The organism is Streptomyces sp. NPDC020597, assembly GCF_044335095.1.
Taxonomy (GTDB): Bacteria; Actinomycetota; Actinomycetes; order Streptomycetales; family Streptomycetaceae; genus Streptomyces.
Window position 1 is genome coordinate 79,545 of sequence record NZ_JBIRUL010000015.1, and the last position, 21,284, is coordinate 100,828.

The 21,284-nt window shown below is 71.8% G+C and carries 22 protein-coding genes; 14 read left to right on the forward strand and 8 right to left on the reverse strand.

Annotation, left to right across the window (positions count from 1 at the left end; translation table 11 throughout):
- The first annotated feature begins 35 nt into the window (after positions 1-35).
- From ACH4ZA_RS24900 to ACH4ZA_RS24930, 7 genes are read left to right on the forward strand one after another with little or no spacing between them, the layout of a single operon-like run.
- Complete coding sequence (locus ACH4ZA_RS24900) at positions 36-887, forward strand: fumarylacetoacetate hydrolase family protein (RefSeq protein WP_398431681.1); 852 nt, start codon at positions 36-38, stop codon at positions 885-887.
- A 47-nt stretch (positions 888-934) separates the two neighbouring features.
- Complete coding sequence (locus tag ACH4ZA_RS24905; RefSeq protein ID WP_398431682.1) at positions 935-1,693, forward strand: SDR family NAD(P)-dependent oxidoreductase; 759 nt, start codon at positions 935-937, stop codon at positions 1,691-1,693.
- Positions 1,690-2,757, forward strand: coding sequence for an aldo/keto reductase (locus tag ACH4ZA_RS24910; RefSeq protein WP_398431683.1), 1,068 nt, complete (start codon positions 1,690-1,692; stop codon positions 2,755-2,757). The genes ACH4ZA_RS24905 and ACH4ZA_RS24910 overlap by 4 nt, the downstream gene beginning before the upstream one ends.
- The gene (locus tag ACH4ZA_RS24915) at positions 2,729-3,640 is read left to right on the forward strand and encodes an amidohydrolase family protein (RefSeq protein ID WP_398431749.1); all 912 of its coding nucleotides are present in this window, start codon (positions 2,729-2,731) and stop codon (positions 3,638-3,640) included. Before ACH4ZA_RS24910 ends, ACH4ZA_RS24915 begins: the two co-directional genes overlap by 29 nt.
- Complete coding sequence (locus ACH4ZA_RS24920) at positions 3,631-4,371, forward strand: (Fe-S)-binding protein (protein WP_398431684.1); 741 nt, start codon at positions 3,631-3,633, stop codon at positions 4,369-4,371. Before ACH4ZA_RS24915 ends, ACH4ZA_RS24920 begins: the two co-directional genes overlap by 10 nt.
- The gene (locus ACH4ZA_RS24925; protein ID WP_398431685.1) at positions 4,368-5,852 is read left to right on the forward strand and encodes a LutB/LldF family L-lactate oxidation iron-sulfur protein; all 1,485 of its coding nucleotides are present in this window, start codon (positions 4,368-4,370) and stop codon (positions 5,850-5,852) included. Before ACH4ZA_RS24920 ends, ACH4ZA_RS24925 begins: the two co-directional genes overlap by 4 nt.
- Positions 5,849-6,484, forward strand: a complete 636-nt coding sequence (locus ACH4ZA_RS24930) for a lactate utilization protein C (RefSeq protein WP_398431686.1) — start codon at positions 5,849-5,851, stop codon at positions 6,482-6,484. Before ACH4ZA_RS24925 ends, ACH4ZA_RS24930 begins: the two co-directional genes overlap by 4 nt.
- A gap of 1,187 nt (positions 6,485-7,671) precedes the next feature.
- On the opposite strand, the gene ACH4ZA_RS24935 is transcribed toward ACH4ZA_RS24930, so the two are convergent.
- The 6 genes from ACH4ZA_RS24935 to ACH4ZA_RS24960 all read right to left on the reverse strand — a co-directional run bounded on the left by ACH4ZA_RS24935 (position 7,672) and on the right by ACH4ZA_RS24960 (position 13,005).
- Positions 7,672-8,340 (reverse strand): response regulator transcription factor, encoded by a 669-nt coding sequence (locus ACH4ZA_RS24935; RefSeq protein WP_334478236.1) that lies wholly within the window; start codon positions 8,338-8,340, stop codon positions 7,672-7,674.
- Positions 8,337-9,623: a sensor histidine kinase gene (locus tag ACH4ZA_RS24940; RefSeq protein ID WP_398431687.1), complete on the reverse strand. Its 1,287-nt coding sequence runs from the start codon at positions 9,621-9,623 to the stop codon at positions 8,337-8,339. The genes ACH4ZA_RS24935 and ACH4ZA_RS24940 overlap by 4 nt, the downstream gene beginning before the upstream one ends.
- A 28-nt stretch (positions 9,624-9,651) precedes the next feature.
- Positions 9,652-10,491, reverse strand: a complete 840-nt coding sequence (locus tag ACH4ZA_RS24945) for an ABC transporter permease (RefSeq protein WP_398431688.1) — start codon at positions 10,489-10,491, stop codon at positions 9,652-9,654.
- Entirely contained in the window at positions 10,488-11,435 is a 948-nt protein-coding gene (locus ACH4ZA_RS24950; RefSeq protein WP_398431689.1) for an ATP-binding cassette domain-containing protein, read from the reverse strand. The genes ACH4ZA_RS24945 and ACH4ZA_RS24950 overlap by 4 nt, the downstream gene beginning before the upstream one ends.
- A 135-nt stretch (positions 11,436-11,570) precedes the next feature.
- Positions 11,571-12,629, reverse strand: a complete 1,059-nt coding sequence (locus ACH4ZA_RS24955; RefSeq protein WP_398431690.1) for a M56 family metallopeptidase — start codon at positions 12,627-12,629, stop codon at positions 11,571-11,573.
- The gene (locus ACH4ZA_RS24960; RefSeq protein WP_398431691.1) at positions 12,592-13,005 is read right to left on the reverse strand and encodes a BlaI/MecI/CopY family transcriptional regulator; all 414 of its coding nucleotides are present in this window, start codon (positions 13,003-13,005) and stop codon (positions 12,592-12,594) included. The genes ACH4ZA_RS24955 and ACH4ZA_RS24960 overlap by 38 nt, the downstream gene beginning before the upstream one ends.
- Positions 13,006-13,182: 177 nt before the next feature.
- Here ACH4ZA_RS24960 and ACH4ZA_RS24965 point away from each other — a divergent pair, with 177 nt between their 5' ends.
- Together ACH4ZA_RS24965 and ACH4ZA_RS24970 are read left to right on the forward strand one after the other, a co-directional pair.
- Positions 13,183-14,580, forward strand: coding sequence for a glycosyltransferase (locus ACH4ZA_RS24965; RefSeq protein WP_398431692.1), 1,398 nt, complete (start codon positions 13,183-13,185; stop codon positions 14,578-14,580).
- Positions 14,577-15,299 (forward strand): polysaccharide deacetylase family protein, encoded by a 723-nt coding sequence (locus ACH4ZA_RS24970; protein ID WP_398431693.1) that lies wholly within the window; start codon positions 14,577-14,579, stop codon positions 15,297-15,299. The genes ACH4ZA_RS24965 and ACH4ZA_RS24970 overlap by 4 nt, the downstream gene beginning before the upstream one ends.
- 572 nt (positions 15,300-15,871) lie before the next feature.
- Here the strand turns inward: ACH4ZA_RS24970 and ACH4ZA_RS24975 are convergent.
- Both ACH4ZA_RS24975 and ACH4ZA_RS24980 read right to left on the reverse strand, forming a co-directional pair.
- Positions 15,872-16,804: a M48 family metalloprotease gene (locus tag ACH4ZA_RS24975; protein ID WP_398431694.1), complete on the reverse strand. Its 933-nt coding sequence runs from the start codon at positions 16,802-16,804 to the stop codon at positions 15,872-15,874.
- Positions 16,801-17,178: a BlaI/MecI/CopY family transcriptional regulator gene (locus tag ACH4ZA_RS24980; protein WP_398431695.1), complete on the reverse strand. Its 378-nt coding sequence runs from the start codon at positions 17,176-17,178 to the stop codon at positions 16,801-16,803. The genes ACH4ZA_RS24975 and ACH4ZA_RS24980 overlap by 4 nt, the downstream gene beginning before the upstream one ends.
- A gap of 117 nt (positions 17,179-17,295) precedes the next feature.
- Between ACH4ZA_RS24980 and ACH4ZA_RS24985 the strand changes: the two genes are divergently transcribed.
- Genes ACH4ZA_RS24985 through ACH4ZA_RS25005 form a run of 5 tightly spaced genes read left to right on the forward strand, consistent with a single transcriptional unit; the run spans position 17,296 to position 21,280 of the window.
- The gene (locus ACH4ZA_RS24985) at positions 17,296-17,964 is read left to right on the forward strand and encodes a DedA family protein (protein WP_398431696.1); all 669 of its coding nucleotides are present in this window, start codon (positions 17,296-17,298) and stop codon (positions 17,962-17,964) included.
- A complete protein-coding gene (locus ACH4ZA_RS24990) occupies positions 17,961-18,566 on the forward strand; it encodes a phosphatase PAP2 family protein (protein ID WP_398431697.1) in 606 nt (201 codons plus the stop codon). Before ACH4ZA_RS24985 ends, ACH4ZA_RS24990 begins: the two co-directional genes overlap by 4 nt.
- Complete coding sequence (locus tag ACH4ZA_RS24995; RefSeq protein ID WP_398431698.1) at positions 18,563-19,291, forward strand: phosphatase PAP2 family protein; 729 nt, start codon at positions 18,563-18,565, stop codon at positions 19,289-19,291. Before ACH4ZA_RS24990 ends, ACH4ZA_RS24995 begins: the two co-directional genes overlap by 4 nt.
- Positions 19,245-19,907, forward strand: a complete 663-nt coding sequence (locus ACH4ZA_RS25000; RefSeq protein WP_398431699.1) for a response regulator transcription factor — start codon at positions 19,245-19,247, stop codon at positions 19,905-19,907. The genes ACH4ZA_RS24995 and ACH4ZA_RS25000 overlap by 47 nt, the downstream gene beginning before the upstream one ends.
- The gene (locus ACH4ZA_RS25005; protein WP_398431700.1) at positions 19,904-21,280 is read left to right on the forward strand and encodes a sensor histidine kinase; all 1,377 of its coding nucleotides are present in this window, start codon (positions 19,904-19,906) and stop codon (positions 21,278-21,280) included. The genes ACH4ZA_RS25000 and ACH4ZA_RS25005 overlap by 4 nt, the downstream gene beginning before the upstream one ends.
- Positions 21,281-21,284 lie beyond the last annotated feature (4 nt).

Here is a 21,284-nt window from a genome sequence, read left to right on the forward strand (position 1 = left end):
CACCTGAACACCCACCCACGGCAAGGAACCACCCAGTGAAACTTCAACGAGTCGGTGCGCCCGGCGAGGAGCGGCCCACCGTCCGCACCGCGGAGGGCCGGCTGCTCGATCTGTCCTCCGTCACCTCCGACATCGACGGCGCCTTCCTCGCCTCGGACGGTCTCGAGCGGGCCCGGGCGGCGGTCGCGGCGGGAAGTCTGTCCGAGCTGGACACGGACGGTGTACGGGTCGGAGCACCCGTGGCCCGCCCCGGCAAGATCGTCTGCATCGGTCTGAACTACCGCGACCACGCCGCCGAGACCGGCGCCGCGATCCCCCCACGGCCGGTGGTGTTCATGAAGGACCCGGGCACGGTGGTCGGGCCGTACGACGAGGTGCGGATCCCCCGCGGCTCCGTGAAGACCGACTGGGAGGTCGAGCTGGCGATCGTCATCGGACAGCGGGCCCGCTACCTCGACGGTCCTGAAGCGGCGCGGTCCGTGATCGCGGGGTACACGATCAGCCACGACGTCTCCGAACGCGAGTTCCAACTGGAGTACTCCTCGCAGTGGGACCTGGGCAAGTCCTGCGAGACCTTCAACCCGCTCGGCCCGTGGCTGGTCACCGCCGACGAGGTCGGCGACCCGCAGGACCTCGGACTGCACCTGAGCGTCAACGGGGTGAAGCGGCAGGACGGCCGCACCCGCGACATGATCTTCCCGGTCGAGCACCTCGTGTCGTACCTGAGCCAGTACATGGTCCTGGAGCCGGGCGACGTGATCAACACCGGGACGCCCGCAGGCGTGGCCCTCGGCCTCCCCGGCACTCCCTACCTCCGCCCCGGTGACACCGTCGAGCTCTCCGTCGACGGCCTCGGCGCCCAGCGCCAGACCTTCGGCCAAGGGTGAAAGGCCCACCCGTGAGCAACTCGAGCAGCGTGAGCGGTGCGAGCGGCATGAGCGGCTTGTCAGGGCTCAAGGCCGTCGTCACCGGCGGCGCGTCCGGTATCGGGCTGGCCACGGCCCGGATGCTGGCCGAGCAGGGCGCGACAGTGGCCGTCATCGACCTCGCCCCCTCCGGCGTCCCCGAGCCGCTGATCGCCGTCCAGGCCGACCTTCGCGACGACGCCTCGGTGCGCGCCGCCGTGGAGGCCGCTGCCGGGCAACTCGGTGGCCTGGACATCCTGGTGAACAACGCGGGCATCGGCGCCGTCGGTACCGTCGAGGACAACCCCGACGAGGAGTGGCACCGCGTCCTGGACGTCAACGTCCTGGGAACGGTGCGCACCACGCGCGCCGCCCTGCCGTACCTACGGCGTTCTTCACACGCAGCGGTCGTCAACACATGCTCCATCGCGGCCACCGCGGGCCTCCCCCAGCGCGCCCTGTACTCGGCCAGCAAGGGCGCCGTGCTGTCGTTGACCCTGGCGATGGCCGCGGACCACGTCCGTGAGGGCATCCGCGTCAACTGCGTCAACCCCGGCACCGCCGACACGCCCTGGGTGACCCGGCTCCTGGACGCCGCCGACGACCCGGAGGCGGAACGCGCCGCCCTCGACGCACGCCAGCCTCTGGGCCGCCTGGTGACCGCGGACGAGGTGGCGGCGGCCGTGGTCTACCTGGCGAGCCCGGCGGCTGGGTCCGTCACCGGCATCGCCCTGGCCGTCGACGGTGGCATGCAGGGACTCCGGCTGCGCCCGGCGGCCGGCGCATGAGAGAGACGACGCTGGGCAGCACGGGTGTCAAGGTCACCGAGCTGTCGTTCGGGGCCGCCGGCATCGGCAACCTCTTCCGCCCGGTCACCGACGAGGCCGCATTCGCCACGGTCGAGGCGGCCTGGGACGCGGGTGTACGCACCTTCGACACCGCCCCCCACTACGGACTCGGGCTGTCCGAGCAGCGCCTGGGTGCCGCGCTGCGCGGACGCGACCGCGACGCGTACACCGTCTCCACCAAGGTCGGACGGCTGCTCGAACCCCACCCCGAAGGCGGTCGCGGCGACGATCTCGCCCATGGCTTCGCCGTGCCCGACGCCCACCGGCGGGTCTGGGACTTCAGCCGCGACGGAGTCCTGCGCTCCCTGGAGGCGAGCCTGGACCGGCTCGGCCTGGACCGGGTGGACATCGCCCTGCTGCATGACCCGGACCACCACGCCGAGCAGGCGCTCACAGAGGGGTACCCCGCGCTGGAACGGCTGCGCGGTGAAGGCGTCGTCAAGGCGATCGGCATCGGCGTGAACCAGTGCCCACTTCCCGCCCGTTTCCTGCGTGAGACCGACATCGACGTGGTCCTGCTCGCCGGCCGTTACACCCTGCTGGAGCAGGAGGGGCTGGTGGAAGTGCTGCCGCAGGCCGCTGCCGGGGGAAAAAAGGTCATCGTCGGCGGGGTGTTCAATTCGGGCCTGCTCACCGACCCGAAACCCGGGTCCATGTACGACTATGCGCCCGCCCCCCAGCAGGTACTGGACCGGGCTCTGCGCATGAAGGCGGTCACCGAACGCCATGGCGTACCGCTGCGCGCAGCCGCTCTGCGCTTCCCGCTCGGCCATCCCGCGGTCGCGAGCGTACTGTCCGGCGCGCGTTCCGCCGAGGAGGTCCGGGACACGGTGGACCAGATGCGGCGACCGGTACCGGCCGTGCTCTGGGACGGACTGAGCGCCGAGCGACTGCTGCCGCCGCACGTCCCCGTCCCCGTATCCACACCGGTCGGCGAAGCCGGTCGCCCGGCGCAGGAGTCGAGCAGTCGTGGAGGTGACCGCTGTGGAGGAGACCATCGCTGAGGGTGTCATCGACGCGCACCACCACGTGTGGGACCTCTCCGTCCGGGACCAGGGCTGGATCACCGGACCGGAACTCGCCCCGCTGCGCCGCGACTTCCTGCTCGCCGACCTGGAGCCCGAGACCCGGGCGGCCGGCGTCACCGCGACGGTCCTGGTCCAGACGATCGACGTGCCGGAGGAAACGCCCGAGTTCCTGACGTTGGCGAAGAACAGCGACCTGGTGGCCGGCGTCGTGGGCTGGACCGACCTGACCTCACCGGATGTCGCCCGCGCGCTCGTGGCACTGCGGGAGGGGTCGGGTGGCGAGCACCTGGTGGGCATCCGCCACCAGGTGCAGGGCGAATCCGATCCACGCTGGCTCCTGCGGCCGGACGTACTGCGCGGGCTCGCTGCGGTGGCCGAAGCGGGTCTCGTGTACGACCTGGTCGTCAGGCCTCATCAGCTCGCGGCCGCGCTTGATGCCGCCCGGCTGCTTCCCGGCCTCACCTTCGTACTCGATCACGCGGGCAAGCCCCCCATCACCTCGGGCGAGCTGCGGCCATGGGCGGACCCGCTGCGCCTGCTGGCCTCGCTGCCCAACACCGTCTGCAAGCTCTCCGGCCTGGTGACCGAGGCCGACCCGGACCGGTGGAGCGTCCAGGACCTCCGGCCGTACGCCGACACGATCCTCGACGCCTTCGGACCGCGGCGGCTGATGTTCGGCTCCGACTGGCCGGTTTGCCGACTGGCCGCCACCTACGCCGAGGTCATCGCCGCGGCAGAGGAGTTGACAGCCTCCCTCGCCCCCTCTGAACGACACGAGGTCTTCACCGGAACCGCCCTGCGGACCTACGGCCTGACCGTCACCGGCCCCCCGGCCACCCAGGAAGCACCATGCGCATAGCTCTCTTCATCACCTGCTTCAACGACATGATGTTTCCCCGCACCGGCCAGGCGGTGACCGAACTGCTGGAACGGCTCGGCCACACCGTGGAGTTCCCGCAGGGCCAGACCTGCTGCGGCCAGATGCACTTCAACACCGGCTACCGCCCCGAGACCCTGCCCATGGTGCGCCGATTCGCGGAGGTCTTCGCGGGTTACGACGCCGTGGTCGCCCCTTCCGGGTCCTGCGCGGGCATGGTGCGCGACCACCATCGGGTGGTGGCCGCCCAGTTCGGGGACCGCGAACTCGTCGGCGTGGTCGAGCAGGTGGCGCCGACGGTGTACGAGCTGTCGGAACTCCTCGTGGACGTCCTCGGCGTCACCGACGTGGGCGCCCGCTTCCCCCACCGGGTCACCTACCACCCGACCTGCCACTCCCTGCGCATGCTCCGCGTCGGCGACCGACCGCTCAGGCTGCTGCGCGCGGTGAAGGACATCGACCTCGTCGAACTGCCCGCCGCGGAGTCCTGCTGCGGCTTCGGCGGCACCTTCGCGCTGAAGAACGCGGACGTGTCCAACGCCATGCTGGCCGACAAGATGCGTCATGTGCAGGAGACCGGCGCGGAGTTCCTGTGCGCGGGCGACAACTCCTGTCTGACGCACATCGGCGGCGGCCTGTCCCGCCTGCGTACCGGCGTCGCCACTCTGCACCTGGCCGAGATCCTGGCCTCCACGGAAGGAGACGGACGATGAGCGGCGCGGACAACGTCGTATGGCTGGGTACCCCAGCCTTCCCCGAGGCGGCACGCACCGCGCTCGCCGACACGCGGCTGCGGGCGAACCTGCGCAGGGCCACCGGCACCATCCGGGACAAGAGGCTGGCGGCCACCGCCGAGCTCGACGACTGGGAGGACCTGCGGGAGACGGCGGCAGCCCTCAAACGCCGCACCCTGCGTCACCTCGACCAGCATCTGCTTCGGCTGGAGGAGACGGTGACCGCCGCCGGCGGCACGGTCCACTGGGCGTCGAACGCGGCCGAGGCGAACGCCATCGTGACACGGCTGGTTCAGGCGACCGGCGAGAGCGAGGTCGTCAAGGTCAAGTCGATGGCCACACAGGAGATCGGCCTCAACGAGGCGCTCGCCGAAGCGGGCGTCCGCGCCTACGAGACCGATCTCGCCGAACTCATCGTGCAGCTGGGCGGCGACCGGCCCTCGCACATCCTGGTACCGGCCATCCACCGCAGCCGCTCCGAGATCCGCGAGATCTTCCAGCGGCAGATGGGGAAATGGGGCCGGCCCGCCCCCGAAGGACTCACCGACGACCCACGCGACCTGGCCGAAGCGGCCCGGCTCCATCTGCGGGAGAAGTTCCTGCGGGCCAAGGTGGCCGTTTCCGGGGCCAACTTCGCTGTCGCCGACACCGGAACGGTGATGGTCGTGGAGTCGGAGGGCAACGGGCGGATGTGCCTGACCCTGCCGCAGACCCTGATCACCGTCATGGGCATCGAGAAGGTCCTGCCCTCCTTCGCGGACCTGGACGTCTTCCTTCAACTGCTGCCCCGCTCGTCCACCGGCGAACGGATGAACCCGTACACCTCGCTGTGGACCGGCGTCACCGACGGGGACGGGCCCCAGGACTTCCATCTGGTCCTCCTCGACAACGGCCGTACCGCGACCCTGGCCGACGAGGTGGGCAGGCAGGCACTGTCCTGCATCCGCTGCTCGGCCTGCCTGAACGTGTGCCCGGTGTACGAGCGCACGGGCGGCCACGCCTACGGCTCCGTCTACCCCGGCCCGATCGGCGCCGTACTCACCCCGCAGCTCGTCGGCGTGGAGAACGCGGCCTCGCTGCCCTTCGCCTCCACTCTGTGCGGGGCGTGCTACGACGCCTGCCCGGTCAAGATCGACATTCCGGAGGTGCTGGTCCACCTGCGGGCGAAGGCCGTGGAGGCCAAGCGGCGGGACCGGCTGCTACCCACCTCCGAGGCTCTCGCCATGAAGGCCGCGGGCGCGGTGCTGTCCTCCCCCAGGCTGCTGGCGGCCCTCGAGCGACTCGCCGCCTCGGGTGCCCGGCTGGTAGCCCGCGACGGTCGGATCGGAGTGCTGCCCGGCCCGTTCGCCCGCTGGTCCGGCACCCGCGACACCCCCGCACCGGCCCGCGAGCCCCTGCGCGCCTGGTGGCGACGGACCAGAGGAGAAGGCCGTACGACGACGGAAGGGACGGGTCGATGAGCGGCCGAGACACCGTACTGCGCGACATCCGGAACGCGCTCGCCGACGTACCGGATTCCGAGGCCGCCGCCGAAGTCCCCGTCCTCCACAATCCACGCTCCCACCAGGCAGGACCGGACATCGTCGAGCTGTTCGTCGAACGCGCCACCGACTACCGCGCCACCGTCATCCGTGTTCCGGCGTCCGACGCCGTGGCCGCCGTGGCCCGCGCGCTGACGCGCACCGGAGCGAAATCCCTCGTGGTGCCCCCGGGATACCCCGCAGACCTGGTGCCCGAAGGACCCTGGTCCCGGCTGCAGGACGCTCCACCACTGACAGTCGGACAGCTGGACGCGACGGACGCCGTACTCACCACCGTCACCGCAGCGATCGCCCTCACTGGCACGGTCGTCCTCGACAGCGGCCCCGGGCAGGGCCGACGCGCACTCACCCTGCTCCCGGACCAGCATGTCTGCGTGGTCAGGGCCGGCCAGATCACCGCTGATGCGCCCGAGGCGATGAGCCTGCTCCACCCCCGCCGGCCCCTGACCCTGATCTCCGGCCCCTCGGCCACCAGCGACATCGAACTCGCCCGCGTGGAGGGCGTGCACGGGCCCCGGACGCTCGACATCATCGTGATCGCAGACAAGTAGGCCCCGCCCCACCCTGCAGGACGCTGTGATGCGGTCCCCCAGAACATGGCGCGCCGACGCGTGGACAGCGCCCTGTGCGCGGCGGGGCCTTCACCCGGCACACGGGCACGCCTTTCATGGGCGGCAGCGATGGCGGCCGCCGGTCGAGCCGCTCATCGGAACACCTGGGCCGTTTCAGTTCGGGCAGTTTCCGTCCGCGCGCCAGCCCCTCAGATCCTGGTGCCGGTGCGATCAGGCTCCTCGAAGCTGTGGTCGAATCCGGTGGGCAGTCCCGGCCGGAGGCCTTCCGGACGCCGGACGAAGAGCCTGCGGACGGGGGCCGACGGACCCCACTGAATCCCCGCGTCCCCAACACGTCCCCACGATCATGAAAGTAAGGTCGAGGAGATGTTGCCGGCTTGTCGGCTCAAGCTCCGCTCGTCAGCATTCCCGCAGGTCAGCACGACGTCTGCCCAGCGAGGGAGCAAGATCCTCGCCGCGCTCCGAACTCGCGAGCAGCGGATTCAGTCCGTTCAGCGAAAGTTGACGCTCCGACACCTAACGAGGAACGTTTCCGCAGGTCAGAAGCCTGCGAAGGTGGGGCGGGTGGGACTCGAACCCACGGCCGACGGATTATGAGTCCTTTGAGGATCTTGGCGGCCCTTGCTCGTCCACGCTCATTCATGACGTTTTTGCAGGTAAGAAGGGGCGGGCCGTGTCGACACCCCTTCGACTTTGTCAGTCTGTTCCTGTCCTTGTGTCCCGACTGCGTCCCGACACCGCCCAGATTGGGCGACGCCACCGGCCTGACGGGCACGTAGCGCCAGCTCGGCCAGATGACTCGAACCCTGCCGCAGCGGATTTCCTTTCCACTGCCACAGGTCAAACGTCCACACAGAGCGAAGCCGAGTTCTGGTGTGGCCAACCGTTAGGCCACCCGCTTCAGCCCTTGAATGCCGGAGAGAAAGTCAGTGCTGATCTGCCGTCAGAGGGTCCACCCATCGAAGCGCCGCCGACACCCGTTCCAGGGTGTCGCGCTGGTCGGCGTACTCGGACGGCCCCATGGCCGGTCCACGCTGGTGGCTCGCGTAGGCCTCCGAGGCTTCGACCCACCCCGAAAAAACCTGGCCCGTCACCACTCTGCGAGGGCACGGCTATCGTCTGGGACTCTGGAACGCGGCCCGACCGGCCGATCACTGTTCCCCGGTTCAGTCCACGCTGGGCCGGGCGAGGCCGTGGTCGTAAGCGAAGATCACGGCCTGGATGCGGTCGCGGGCTCCGATCTTGGCCAGGACGCGGCCGACGTGGGTCTTGATGGTGGACTCGGACAGGACGAACCGGATGGCGATCTCGCCGTTGGTCCACCCCTTGCCGACCGCGACGAGGATCTCGCGCTCGCGGTCGGTGAGGGAACTCAGCCGCGGATCTTCGGCTGAGTCACTTACGTGGGCGGGGACGTACTGGGCGTACTCGTCGAGGAGGCGGCGGGTGAGCGCGGGTGCGATGACCGCGTCGCCGTCGGCGACGGCGCGGATGCCGGCGAGGAGTTCCTCGGGGCGCGCGTCCTTGAGGAGAAAGCCGCTGGCGCCGGCGCGGAGAGCGGCGTGGACGTATTCGTCGAGGTCGAAGGTGGTGAGTACCAGGACGCGCGAGCGGCCGCCGGCGGCGGCGATGCGGCGGGTGGCCTCGATGCCGTCCATGCCGGGCATGCGGACGTCCATCAGGACGACGTCCGGGCGCAGTTCGGCTGCCTTGCGGACGGCCTCGGCACCGTGGGCGGCCTCACCGACGACGTCGGTCTCGGGGACGGAGTCCAGGAGCAGGTGGAAGCCGTAGCGTTGCAGCGGTTGGTCGTCCACGATGAGGACGGTGGTCACCGGGCACCACCTTGGGGTGTGAGGTCGAGGACGGCTTCGACGCTCCAGCCTCCGCCGCCCGTCGGCCCCGCGCTGACGGTTCCGCCGTACAGAGCCGCTCTCTCCCGCATGCCCACCAGTCCGTGTCCTTCCTCGTTCGGTGGTCCGGACGGTGTGGCCGGGCCGGTGTCCTGGACCCGGATGGTCAGCCGACTGTCCTCGACGAGGATCGCCAGGTGCACCCGGGTGTCGGTGTCGGCGTGCTTCAGTGTGTTGGTGAGGGCTTCCTGGACGATGCGGTACACCGTCAGCTGGACTCCGCCGTCCAGGGTGTCCGCGTCGCCGGAGGTCCGGTAGACGACCTCCAGTCCGGCGGCGCGCACCGTGGCGCACAGGGCACCGAGGTCCAGGATGCCGGGCTGCGGGCTGAGCTCGGGACCGCCCGGGGGACCCTCCGCGGTCTCGCGCAGCACGCCGAGCACGCGCCGTAGCTCGCCGAGGGCCTGTCGCCCGGTGTCGCCGATGAGCTGAAGAGCTTCCTTGCCCCGTTCGGGGGCGATGTCGGTGGCATACGCGCCGGCGTCGGCGAGCGTGATGATGACGGACAGGTTGTGGCCGACGATGTCGTGCATCTCGCGGGCGACCCGGGTGCGTTCGGTGGCCGTGGCCAGCCTGTTGCGCTGGTCGCGCTCGATCTCCAGCCGGGCGGCCCGTTCCCGCAGCCCGGCGAGCTGGGCCCGGCGGATCCTTACCATCAGGCCGAGCGCGACGGCCGCGGTCGCCGTGCTCAGCAGGAAGAACAGCGCGTCCCCGACGGACACCGCCGACGACACGCGGACCGCGACCAGCCCCATGGAGCCCGCCATGGCGGCGCAGGCCCACGGCAGCTGCCGCAGTCTCCCGTGCAGGGCCAGGCTGTACAGGGCGACGAAGAGGGCGACGTCCGCGCGCAGTCCGGCGCCCAGGGACCACTGGAGGACGAAGACCGCCGTGATGGCGGCGAAGGCCGCCGCGGGTCTGCGCCGCCGCCACAGCAGGGGCAGCACCAGGCCGGCCTGTACCGCCAGCATGCCCGCTACGGGCAGCTCGGTGAAGGCGAGCCGCAACCTGCGCGGACCGTCACCGTCACCATCGCCCGCAACGTCGTGGAACAGGTCGGGCACGCAGAACATCAGGAAGACCAGGACCACGACCGCGGTGTCCAGCACCCACGGATGTGTCCGGTCGGCCTGCCGCAACCGCTGGCCGCCCCGCGTCAGACGGGCGACCAGCGGTCCCATCCCGCTGATGTCATCGGTGGTCACGGATGTCACGCTGCCATGGTGCGGCCGGTCAGACGTCGCTGCGCGCGAGCCGGTAGGCCGCGCCCGTCAGCGCCAGTGCCGTCCAGCCGAGGAAGACCAGCAGCCCGGCCGTGGGGGACAGGGCGGTGCTGTCGTGGGTCAGGGCGAACAGCGACTCGCCCGCGTTACTCGGCAGGTAGGGGCTGATGTCGTTCTGCCAGGAGCTCGGCAGCAGGGAGATGAGCCCTGGGATGAGCATGAACGTGGCGACCAGCACGGAGATGCCGCCGGCCACCGACCGCAGCAGCGCGCCCAGCGCGGCCCCGATCACGCCGACCAGGCCCAGGTAGAGTCCGGCGCCCAGCAGGCTGCGCAGCACTCCCGCGTGCGACAGGCTCATCGCGGCCGGCGTGCCGGAGACGATGCCGCTGCCGAACCCGAAGGCGACGAACGCGCCGAGGGTGCCGACCACCAGCGCGACCAGTCCGAACACGGCCGCCTTGGACCACAGCACGGGCAGCCGGCGCGGTACGGCCGCGAGCGTGGAGCGGATCATGCCGGTCGAGTACTCCCCCGCCGTGACCAGCACGCCGAGCACGCCGAGGGCGAGTTGGGCGAAGTTCGTGCCGAAGAGGGACAGGCTGACGGCCGTCGAGGCGGCGAAGTCCGGGTCCATGTGGCTGGAGCCGATCTGCGACTTGTAGCGACTCGCGGCGATCAGCCCGAAGGCCACCAGGAACAGCAGACCGAGGCCCAGGGTGATCCAGGTCGAGCGCAGGGACCACAGCTTGGCCCATTCGGAGGCGAGCACGCGCCGTCCGGTCACCCGGTAGACGGGGCGGGCGGGGGTGGTGCGGGGTTCCTCGGCGGTTGCGGTGAGGGTGCTCATGCGGGCCTCCCGGCGGCCTCGAGGGTCTCGATCCCGGTCGTGGTGCCGTGGTACTCCACGGCATCCCTGGTCAGGTCCATGAACGCCTCCTCTAGCGACACCGTCCGCGCGCTCAGCTCGAACAGCGCGATCCCGTGTTCGGCGGCCTTCAGTCCGATCTCGCGGGCGGTCAGCCCGGTCACCTGGAGCTCCTCGGAGCCGATCCGGCCGGTGACGTCGACGCCCGGCCCGGCCAGCACGTCCCGCAGCCGCGCCGGGTCCTGCGTCGCCACCTTCACCGTGTCGCCGCCCGCCTCGCGGATCAGGTCCGCCACGGTCGTGTCGGCCAGCAGCCGCCCGCGCCCCACGATGATCAGGTGGTCCGCGACCAGGGCCATCTCGCTCATCAGATGCGAGGACACGAACACCGTCCGGCCCTCGTCGGCGAGCCCCTTGAGCAGATTGCGGATCCAGAGCACGCCCTCCGGGTCCAGCCCGTTGACCGGCTCGTCCAGCATCACCGTCTGCGGGTCGCCCAGCAGCGCCGCCGCGATGCCCAGCCGCTGGCCCATGCCGAGGGAGAAGGCCCCGGCCCGCTTCTTGGCCACGCTGCCGAGGCCGGCGAGGCCGATGACCTCGTCGACCCGGCTGCCCGGAATGCCGTGGGTCAGCGCGAGGGCCCGCAGGTGCTGGTAGGCCGAGCGGCCCGGGTGGATCGACTTCGCCTCCAGGAGGGCGCCGACCTCCTGAAGCGGCGCCCGGTGGCGGGCGTAGGGGTGGCCGTTCACGGTGACGGAGCCGCTCGTCGGGGCGTCCAGGCCGACGATCATGCGCATGGTCGTGGACTTGCCCGCGCCGTTGGGCCCCAGGAAGCCCGTCACCGTGCCGGGCTTCACCACGAAGTCCAGCCCGTCGACGGCCGTCTTCTCGCCGTACCTCTTGGTCAACCGCCGTGCGTCGATCATTCACGTTCTCCCTGTCGGGGTGCGGCGTCCACACCTTCGACGCCTCACCCGCAACGCTAAGCGCCGGTTCACCCCGATCCGGTGGTACCGGGAGGCTCAACCGCGCCGTGCGCGTAGTACCGCGGTACTACGCGTCTACCTGCGGTGACTCCGGTGTTCGCCGGCTCCGCCATGGTGGCAGCAGGCGTCCGGCCGCCGCGGAGGGTGGGCCGCCCTCGCCGCGCCCGGCACCTCGGCGTCCGCGGCGCACTGGGCCCGTTCTGCGCTCTCGACCAGGCTCTCGCTGTCCGATGCAGCGTGGGCCAGGCTGGCGCAGCACAGGGTGAGCAGGAGGGCGCCCGCCGCGAAGGGCAGGGTGCGGCGCGGGGGTGGCGGGGCCAGCAGGGCCTGCACTCGCTGGGGCACGGCCCCGCCGGTCGCGGCCAGAGTGGCGGTGCGTGGCAGGCCGGCAGAGGCGAGAGCCGCCCGACCGACGGCGCGGGCGACGACGGTACGGCTGCCGATCCGGGCTGCGGCCTCCTCGTCGGCCCATCGCTCCAGGACAAAGCCACCGGCCTCCGCCAGCGGTCGCAGCAGCGGGTTGACGGCCGCCGTGAGTCGCCACACAGTCTGGAAGTGGTGGTGGCGGCCTCGGAGATGGGCCCGTTCGTGCGCCAGGAGGGCCTCGCGCTCCGCGTCGCCGAGGCAGCGCAGCATCCCCCGGGACACCACGATCCGTCCGGGAGCGCCGGGCAGCGCGAACGCCTGTGGGGCCTCGTCGTCGAGCACCACCAGTTCGGTGGCTCTGGGAGTCCGGCCGCATTCCCGCCGGGCCCACAGGACGTGGCGCCCCTGCCGTGCGGCGGCCACCCCCAGGGACACGAGTCCCGCCGCCAGGCTCAGGGCGCTGAGAGCTGCGACGGCCAGAGAGACGGGGTCCTGCGTACGCAGGACGGTCACCGACCAGTGGCCCTCCTCCGCGACCTCGGGGATCTGCGCGAACCCGGTGAACGCCAGCAGGGCCAGTGAACCGAGCCAGCCGGCCGCCGTCACGAGCGCGGCACACGCCAGGGACCAGGCCGCGGGCCGCGGTGCCGGCCGGCGGGCCGCCCGGGGGGCGAGCACCGCGAGGACCACGGTGATTATGAGGGGGATGTAGACGCTGATCGTCACCGGCTCACGGCCCGTCGTCGCCGCGCCCGGCGTCCTGCTCACCCAGCAGACGGTGCAGCAACTGCTCCTCCTGCGGGGACAGTTCGGACACGAATCGAGTGAGCACCGCTTCCGGGTCCGAGCCGCGCTCCAGCAGGCTGTGCATCCGGACGGCAGTGTCGGACGCCTCGTCCCGGACCGGCGCGTAGGCGTATCCGCGGCCAGCGGGGTGCCGTACGAGCATGCCCTTGTCGTGCAGGCGCGACAGGATCGTCAACACCGTCGTGTAGGCGAGGTCCCCGGGCAGCCGCCCCCGGACCTGCCGCGCGGTCATCGGCTCGTCCACCGCCCAGAGCGCGGCGAGGACGCCGCTCTCCAGCTCACCGCGTGCTCTCCTGCCGGTCGCCCCGCCGCTTTCGTCGCTCTTACGGTCGCGCACCGTTCACCAACCTTCCCGCTCGGCATGCCAGCCTACCGGCGGATCTACTACAGCTCGTAGAACGCCGACTGGATCGCCGCCACAGGAGCCCTGAGGGATCTACTACATCTCGTACGAGGTTACCTACTACATGTTGTAGAGTTCGGCCGCCACGCCACCTGCGGAGGAACGAGCCCCATGCCCTACCTCGGAAGTCCGGTGCATCTGCGCGCCCTGGCGGCCGCCGCCCTGCGCCCTGAGCCGGTGCCGGCCTCGGCCCGGGCCGAGCGCGTCGCGATCGTCTCGGCGAGCATCGGCGCCGGCCACGACGGCACCGCCGCCGAACTGGCCCGTCGGCTCACGGCCCACGGTCTCGTCGTCGACCGGTTCGACCTGCTGGACCTGTTGCCCGCCCGGATCGGACGACTGGTCCGGGACGGCTACCACCGGATGCTCGTCCGGGCACCCTGGGCCTACCAGCGGATCTACCGCAGCACCGAACGCGCCGGTGGTGGCGGGCCGTTGGCGAGGGCGCTGTTGCGGACCGCCGAGGAGCGCATGCTGCGTGCGCTGCACCCCGGCACCGGCGTGGTCGTCTCCACCTACCCGGGAGCCAGCCGTGTCCTGGGCAGTCTGCGGCTCCGCGGGCGGCTGGCCGTCCCCGTCCTGACCTATCTCACCGACTTCTCCGTGCACCCGCTGTGGGTGGCCGACGGCGTCGACGTCCACCTCGCCGCACACGCCGTACCCGCGGCCCAGGCCCGGGCCGCCGGGGCGCGGGACATCCGGGTGTGCGGGCCGGTGGTCGATCCGCGGTTCCGTCCCGGCAGCGCGCGGGAGCGCAGCGCGGCCCGGGCCCGCTTCGGGCTGCCGGAGAACGCCCCTCTGGCGCTGCTGGTCGCCGGTTCCTGGGGGGTCGGACCGGTCCGGGAGGTCGCCCTGGAGCTGCGCGACTGCGGTGTGGCCGTCCCCGTGGTCGTGTGCGGCCGCAACGAGGCGCTGGCTGAGCAGTTGCGCGCGGACGGCATCGAGCACGCCTACGGCTGGGTCGACGACATGCCCGCTCTGATGCACGCCGCCGACGTCCTGGTCCAGAACGCGGGCGGGCTCAGCTCCCTGGAGGCGTTCGCCGTCGGCCTGCCCGTGGCGAGCTACCGGTGCATACCGGGCCACGGTCTGACCAACGCTTCCGCTCTGGAGGAGGCCGGTGCGGCGGTCTGGATCCGTGACCCCGCCCGTCTCAAGGCCGTGCTGTGCGACCTGATCGACGGCCCGCTCGGACTGCGCCAACGCGCCACCGGCCGCGCACTCTTCGCTACCGAGCCCGACGACGGACCCGCCGCGGAGACAGTGCGCGTCCACCGCGCGGGACTGCCGCCGTTGCCTCCCCAGCCCGCCGCCCGACGACTCCGTCCGGCGGCACGCCGGCTCGTCGCCACCACCGCCGCGGCATGCGCGGTGTGGGCCTGCGCCGTCGGCACGGGAATCGCCACCACATACGACAGTCCGGGCCTCATTCACACCATCGGGCACAGCCTCGACCTGGACGACTCCCTCCCGGGCCACGCCCCCCGCCCGGAAGGCCACCACTCGTGACCGCCGCCCGGCTGGTCCGCACCGCCGCTCTCGCCGCCCTGCCCGCCCTCGTAGCCGCCCATGCCGCACCCGCCGTCTCGACCTTCGGGCCACTACGCAACCGCGTCATGCCCCGCCTTTCTGGCCGGGGCCGCCCGGACCACATCGCGCTCACCTTCGACGACGGACCCGACCCGCTGTCCACCCCGCACTTCCTGCGCCTCCTCGCCGAACGCCAGCTACGGGCAACCTTCTTCCTGCTCGGGCGCGAGGCGCACCACTCGCCCGGCCTGGTCCGCGAGATCGCCGCGGCGGGACACGAAATCGGCGTCCACGGCTGGCTGCACCGCGCACTGCTGCTGCGCGGCCCGCGCGCGACGTACGACGACTTCGCCCGCGCCCGCGACACCATCGCCGACATCACAGGACGTCGACCCACGCTCTTGCGGCCCCCGTACGGCGTCATGTCGACCGCTGCCCATCTGGCTGCCCACCGGCTCGGGCTCACTCCGGTGCTGTGGACCTGCTGGGGCGAGGACTGGACCGCCCGCGCCACACCCGAGTCCGTCCACCGCACCGTTACCTCGGACCTGGATGCAGGCGGGACGATCCTGCTCCACGACTCCGACTGCACCTCGGCTCCAGGTGCGTGGCGCTCGGCTCTTGGCGCCCTTCCCCTTGTCCTCGACTCATGCGAGAGAGGCGGCTACAAGGTCGGCCCGCTGCGCGACCACGGATGACCTCCCACCTCATGGCGCGCCGAGGCCGCTGATGCCGTGTCTGCCGGTTGCCCCATCCCGACTGCGGGGCATCGGCCCCGCAGTCGGGATCCCCGTACCCCGTCGGCAGCCGATCGGATCCCCAGCGCCGGTCACGGCCAGAGTGTTCGGGCGGGCACCGCCTTGGTAGCTGACGAGACCGAACGCTCCTGCCGACGAAGGTGGCCGCGGCCGGCGCCGGGGTACCGATGCCCGCATGGTGTGCGCGCCGTGGAAAGACACCTTGCCCGCGCTGCTCGCCTGCGCCGCGACCGTACCGCTCTGGCTCAGCGTGTGTGCCGGGGCCAGGCCTTCGATCTAGCCGTAGACCGCGTTGGTGGCCGGGTCGACGAGTCAGACCTCGGAGGTGTTGTGCGTCTGGAAGGTCAGCCGGTTCGGTCTGGCGTGGGGTCAGGTTGTTGCCGCACTCCGTTTAGGAGAGGACGACCGCCTGGGCGTCGGCGGGCTCGGAGTCGCCGAAGGCGACCCCGAAATGCGGCGAGGACCGCGGGTGGGGCGGCCAAGACCGCGCGGCAGCCGGGTACGGCAAGCGATCAGCGGGATTCTTCACCCTGAGCGACCTCGACGTCATGGTGGAAGGTGAGGGTGCCGGTCGTCGCGGCGGTGGCTGACAGGACCGCACAGGCGGCGAGGAGGAGGGCGGCCCAGCACACCGACCGCCGAGCGTGTCCCGCGGGAGCGGCGAGGAGCGCCGCGACGCGCCGGGGAACGGGACCGGTGGTCGCGGCGGGGGCGAAGTCCGGGCGGCTGGAGCGCGCGGTCCGGCCGGCGAGGGCGGCGCGGGCGATGGCGCGGGCCAGCAGGCGGCGATCACCCACGGCGGTGGCGGCGGCTTCGTCGGCGGCGCGTTCCGCGGCCAGCCTGATGGCGGCGCGTGCCGGACGCAGTGCGGGGTGGCAGTGGGCGGCGAGTTCGGCGGCGGCCAGGAAGTAGTGGTGGCCGCCCTGGTTGTGGGCTCGCTCGTGGGCGAAGAGGGCCTCGCGCTCGTCCGGACCGAGGCTGCGCAGCATGGCGGTGGTGACGACGATGCGGTGCGGGCGGCCGGGCAGGGCGTACGCGTCCGGCTCGGGCGAGTCGACCACGCACAGGTCGCCCGCGGCGGGCCGCCGGCCGGCCTCGGCACGGGCGATGCGGAAGGCGCGCGTCTGGCGCAGGGCCGAGCGGGCGAGGGTCCAGATGCCCATGGTGAGCAGGCCGGTGGCGATCGCGGCCACGGGCAGGACCAGGTGGTCCGACGGCGTGCGCAGGGGGTGGACGAGTTCGCCGAGCGCCGCGAACGCCGGCAGCTTGAGCAGTCCGGTCAGGACGAGGGAGCCCAGGGCGGCCACACAGGCACCCGCCAGCACCAGGGCAGCGGCGGTGAGCGCCCACAGAGCGGTGACGGGGGCCAGCCGGTCGAGGGCTCGCCCGGCGAGCAGCGGCATCACGAAGGGCAGCAGGAGCGGGATCAGCAGCAGGGTCGTCATCGATCCTCGGCCTCCAGCAGTTGGCGCAGCAACTGTTCGTCGTCCGGATTGAGCTGGGCGACGAAGCGGGCCAGGACGGTCTCGCGGTCGCTGGCGCGGTCGCGGTCGAGTTCGGTGTGCATGCGCCGGGCGGTGAGGCCTGGGGCGTCCTGCACGGGGTGGTAGGCATAGCCGCGCCCCCGCTGACGGCGGTCGACGACGCCCTTGTCGTACAGCCGGGACAGGATCGTCGTCACCGTCGTGCGGGCCAGGTCGGAGGCGAGTTCGGCCTGCACCTCACCTGGAGTGAGAGCCGCGTCGGCGGCCCACAGGGCCGCCATGACGGCGGCCTCCAGTTCTCCGGCCGGTCGGCGTTCGTCCTTCGCGTCGGTCATGGGAACGACCCTCACCCCATCTTCGTCTACAGTTCAGTAGACCGTCTACAGAATTGTAGTCACGCGGGTGGCGTCTTCGCGTGCCCCCGCACATCCAGTATGGGAGGGCCCGCGTTCATGACCGCGCACTTGTTCGCAGCCTCACAGCTCGCGGTGAATGTCCTGAGCGCGCAGTCCCTGCTGGCCGCCTTTGGTGTGCTGGGAGTCGGCGCGGTGATGTTCGCGGAAACCGGGCTGCTGATCGGTTTCTTCCTTCCCGGCGACTCGCTGCTGTTCACCGCGGGGCTGCTGTGCACGGGGAGCGGCCAGCACGGGGTGAAACTGTCGCTCGCCCCGCTGCTCGTGGCCGCGGCCGTGGGCGCCCTTGCGGGTGCGCAGTGCGGCTATCTGCTCGGCCGGAAAGCGGGAGGGGCTCTCCTCTCACGCAGCCGCTCGCCGCGCCTGCATGACGGTGCGCACCGGGCCGAGGAGTTGTTGGAGCGGTACGGGCATGCGAGAGCGATCGTGCTCGCGCGGTTCGTGCCAGTGGTACGCACGGTCCTGAATCCGATGGCGGGTGCGCTGGGTGTTCCGGCGCGGACCTTCACCGTGTGGCAGGTCGTCGGCGGTCTCGTGTGGAGTCTGGGGCTGACGCTGGGCGGATACGCGCTGGGCTCCTCCGTCCCGAATGTGGATCGCTATCTGCTGCCCATGGTCGCCGTGATCGTGGCCGTGTCCTTGATTCCGCTTGCCTCCGAGCTGTACCGCTCCCGCCGCGCGGCCAGAGCGAAAGGGGCACGCGGATGATCCTCGCCTTCGACGGCGCGCCGATCGACGGCTCCGCCTACACCGACGTAGTGGACCTCGCTCACCGCTCCCCGGGCTGGCTGGACGACGTCGTGGCGGCCTGGTCGACGTACGGACTGGCGGTGTTCGCAGCACTGATGGCCATGGCCTGGTGGCGGGCTCGGCGAGTGAGCGCCACGGCCGCGCTCCTCGCACTGGCCGTTCCCGTGGTCGTCGTCGCCGCGTACGGGGTGGACGCGGTCCTGAAACTGCTGGTGCGCGAGGAGCGGCCCTGTCAGAGCCTGCGCGTGGCCACCCTGGAAGCGTGTCCGGCACCAGGTGACTGGTCCTTCCCCAGCAACCACGCGGCCATCGCCGCCGCAGCCGCGGTGGCCCTGTGGTTCGTCTCGCGTCGGCTCGGTGCCGTCGCGGCCGTGGCCGCCTGCGCGATGGCGGTTTCGCGGGTGTGGGTCGGCGCGCACTATCCGCACGACGTCGCGGCCGGAGTTGTCGTGGGAGCCCTCTTCGCGGCGCTCGCGATGACCGCGGTGCGCCGCCGTCCGGATCCCCTGGTCCGGCGGATCACCGGCTCACGGCTGCGTCCGCTGGTACTGGCGTCATGAAGCGCGGCGACCTCCGCGAGCTGGCCGGCAGCGTCGGCCTGGGCGCGTGGACGGCGTTCGGCGTACTGACCATGACCGTGATCGGCGACGGCCGGCCACTGTACGGGGACGAGGACCTGCTCTCCTGGTGCGTCGGCCACCGCCCGGACGTGGCGGTGGCGCTGGCCCGCGGGCTGACCGCCACCGGAACCGGCGCCATCCCCTACGTCCTCTGCGTGCTGGCGGGGATCATCGCCGGGCGCACCGTGCGTCGACGGGCCGTCGCCGCCGCGCTCTGCCTCGTCTGCCTCGGCGCCGGGCAGGCGGCGCGGTACGGCGTGATGGCGCTCGTCGCCCGGCCCCGTCCCGCCCACGTGGAGTGGGCCACGCACGCCTCAGGGTGGGCGTTCCCCTCCGGCCACACCACCACGGCCGCCCTCACCGCAGGACTGCTCGTCATCGCCGTGCACATCCGCGCCCTGCGCGGCGGGATCCTGCTCGCTCTCGTCTTCGGCTGCTGGGGCGCGATGGTCGGGCTCACCCGTGTCTACCTCGGGGTGCACTGGTTCACCGACGTCGTCGGCGGCTGGCTCTTCGCCATCGGCTGGCTGGGACTGTGCCTGAGGGCCGCCGCCCGGTGGCTGCCCGAGGGGTTCATTCCACGTACGAGGGACACAGACCACGAGGCTACGGAGGGCCATGCGCCACAAGATCCTGGTCGTCGAGGACGATCACGGCCTGCGTGACGTGCTGCGTCGCGGCCTGCTCGACGAGGACTTCGACCCCGTGCCCGCTGCCGCCGGCGCCACCGCCCTGCGGCTCGCCACCGCCGACATCGCCGCGGTCGTCCTGGACGTCGGGCTGCCCGACGCGGACGGCCGGGACGTGTGCCAGGCGCTGCGTGCGGGCGGGTTCGCCGCCCCGATCATCTTCCTGACGGCCCGCCATCACCTCACGGACCGGCTGTCCGGGTTCTCCGCCGGAGCCGACGACTACCTGTCCAAGCCGTTCCATCTCGCCGAACTCGTCGCCCGGCTGAGGGCCGCGATCAAACGGGCCGCGCCCGCGGCCTTGGCCACCGCCGGAGACCTGGTCCTGGACGCGACCCGGCACAGCGCGCACGTCGGCGACGTCGACATCGACCTGTCTCCCACGGAGTTCCGTCTGCTGGCCACGCTCATGGCCGCAGGCGGGACCCTCGTGTCCCGCCGCGACCTGGTCAGGGCCGCCTGGCCGGACGGGGCGCAGGTCAGCGAGAACACCCTCGACCAGTATCTGAGCCGACTGCGCCGCAAGCTGCGCGAAGCGGGCAGCGGCCTCGGCCTCACCACGACACGCGGGATCGGACACCGGCTGTCATGAACCGGATCGCGCGCCGTCTGGCGCCCCGCACGTTGCGCGGTCGGCTCTCGCTCGTGGCGCTGACCACCGCCGCGCTCCTGATGACCGTGCTGACCGTCGTGTTCAACACCGCGATGGACCGGCACCTCCAGCACCAGGCTGACGACGAACTACGCAACCGCGCCGCCGCCGTCGCCACCACCGTCGACACCAGCGGGCCCCGAGTGCGGGTCCTGGAGACGGTCAACGACAGCCTGCTCGACGCGAACGTGTGGATCTACACCGGGACACGGCTGCTGGAGAAACCACCGTCCGCCGCGGCCGACAGTGCGCTGACCCGGGTTGCCGACCGGCTCGCCGCGCGGGGCCGGCCGGTCTGCGCGACCGTGCAGACCGGCAACCCCCGTTTCGTCCGCCTGTGCTCCCGACCCGTGTCCGGCCTTCGCAGCAGCGCCACCGTCGTCACGGCCGTGGATCTCGCCCCCTTCCGCAGCTCCGCCGGCACCCTGCTGTCGGGCTCGCTGATCCTGGACGCTGTCATGCTCGCGTGCACCTACGCGCTGACGCGGCTGGCCGTCGGGCGGGCGCTGCGCCCCGTGCGCACCATGACCGACCAGGCCACCCAGTGGAGCGCCGTCGGTTCCGGCCAGCGTTTCGGCGTCGAGGACCAGCCGGCCGAACTGGCCCGCCTGGGCACCTCGTTGGACGCACTGCTGGACCGCATCCGCACCGTGCTGCGTCACGAGCAGCAGCTGACCGGGGAGTTGTCCCACGAACTGCGCACCCCGCTCACCCGGATCGTCGTCGAGCTCGACTGGTGGCGGGCCCGCCCTCGCTCGGCGGCCGAGACCGAAGCCACCCACGAGGTGATCGCGGAGGCCGCCCAGTTTATACGCACCATCTGCGACACGCTGTTGAACGACGCCCGCGAAGGCGGGCAGACCACCAGCACGGCCGTGGGTGCCGCCGCTGTCGCTCCCGTGCTACGGCGGCTGGTCGAGGACCTCGACGCACGGAAGCAGCTGAAGACCGTCGTCGACGTGCCGGACCAGGAGCTTGAGGCGGGCGTCGCTTCCGCTCTTCTCGAACGCATCGTCAGCCCGCTGCTGGCCAATGCCGTTCGCTATGCCGACTCCACGGTGACCGTGTCCGCACGGCAGTTGCCCAGCGGCGTCCGCATCGACGTCACAGACGACGGTCCTGGCGTACCGGAGGAGTTCCTCGACCATCTCTTCCAGCCCGGCCGGCGCGCGGACTCCGGCGACGGGCACGACGGGGCGGGCCTGGGACTACCGCTCGCGCGGCGCCTGGCCCGCGCCGTCGGCGGCGAGGTCTCCCACGACCCCGAGCACACACCCGGGGCACGTTTCCTGGTCGACCTGCCCGCCGGATGACGTG

Bases quoted from the DNA above. Each gene is read 5' to 3' on its own strand.
- ACH4ZA_RS24975 (WP_398431694.1), bottom strand. From the start codon at position 16,804: ATGACGACCCTGCTGCTGATCCCGCTCCTGCTGCCCTTCGTGATGCCG.
- ACH4ZA_RS24925 (WP_398431685.1), top strand. From the start codon at position 4,368: ATGAGCGGCGCGGACAACGTCGTATGGCTGGGTACCCCAGCCTTCCCC.
- ACH4ZA_RS24920 (WP_398431684.1), top strand. From the start codon at position 3,631: ATGCGCATAGCTCTCTTCATCACCTGCTTCAACGACATGATGTTTCCC.
- ACH4ZA_RS24980 (WP_398431695.1), bottom strand. From the start codon at position 17,178: ATGACCGACGCGAAGGACGAACGCCGACCGGCCGGAGAACTGGAGGCC.
- ACH4ZA_RS25000 (WP_398431699.1), top strand. From the start codon at position 19,245: ATGCGCCACAAGATCCTGGTCGTCGAGGACGATCACGGCCTGCGTGAC.
- ACH4ZA_RS24910 (WP_398431683.1), top strand. From the start codon at position 1,690: ATGAGAGAGACGACGCTGGGCAGCACGGGTGTCAAGGTCACCGAGCTG.
- ACH4ZA_RS24990 (WP_398431697.1), top strand. From the start codon at position 17,961: ATGATCCTCGCCTTCGACGGCGCGCCGATCGACGGCTCCGCCTACACC.
- ACH4ZA_RS24950 (WP_398431689.1), bottom strand. From the start codon at position 11,435: ATGATCGACGCACGGCGGTTGACCAAGAGGTACGGCGAGAAGACGGCC.
- ACH4ZA_RS25005 (WP_398431700.1), top strand. From the start codon at position 19,904: ATGAACCGGATCGCGCGCCGTCTGGCGCCCCGCACGTTGCGCGGTCGG.
- ACH4ZA_RS24995 (WP_398431698.1), top strand. From the start codon at position 18,563: ATGAAGCGCGGCGACCTCCGCGAGCTGGCCGGCAGCGTCGGCCTGGGC.
- ACH4ZA_RS24965 (WP_398431692.1), top strand. From the start codon at position 13,183: ATGCCCTACCTCGGAAGTCCGGTGCATCTGCGCGCCCTGGCGGCCGCC.
- ACH4ZA_RS24945 (WP_398431688.1), bottom strand. From the start codon at position 10,491: ATGAGCACCCTCACCGCAACCGCCGAGGAACCCCGCACCACCCCCGCC.
- ACH4ZA_RS24930 (WP_398431686.1), top strand. From the start codon at position 5,849: ATGAGCGGCCGAGACACCGTACTGCGCGACATCCGGAACGCGCTCGCC.
- ACH4ZA_RS24905 (WP_398431682.1), top strand. From the start codon at position 935: ATGAGCGGCTTGTCAGGGCTCAAGGCCGTCGTCACCGGCGGCGCGTCC.
- ACH4ZA_RS24985 (WP_398431696.1), top strand. From the start codon at position 17,296: ATGACCGCGCACTTGTTCGCAGCCTCACAGCTCGCGGTGAATGTCCTG.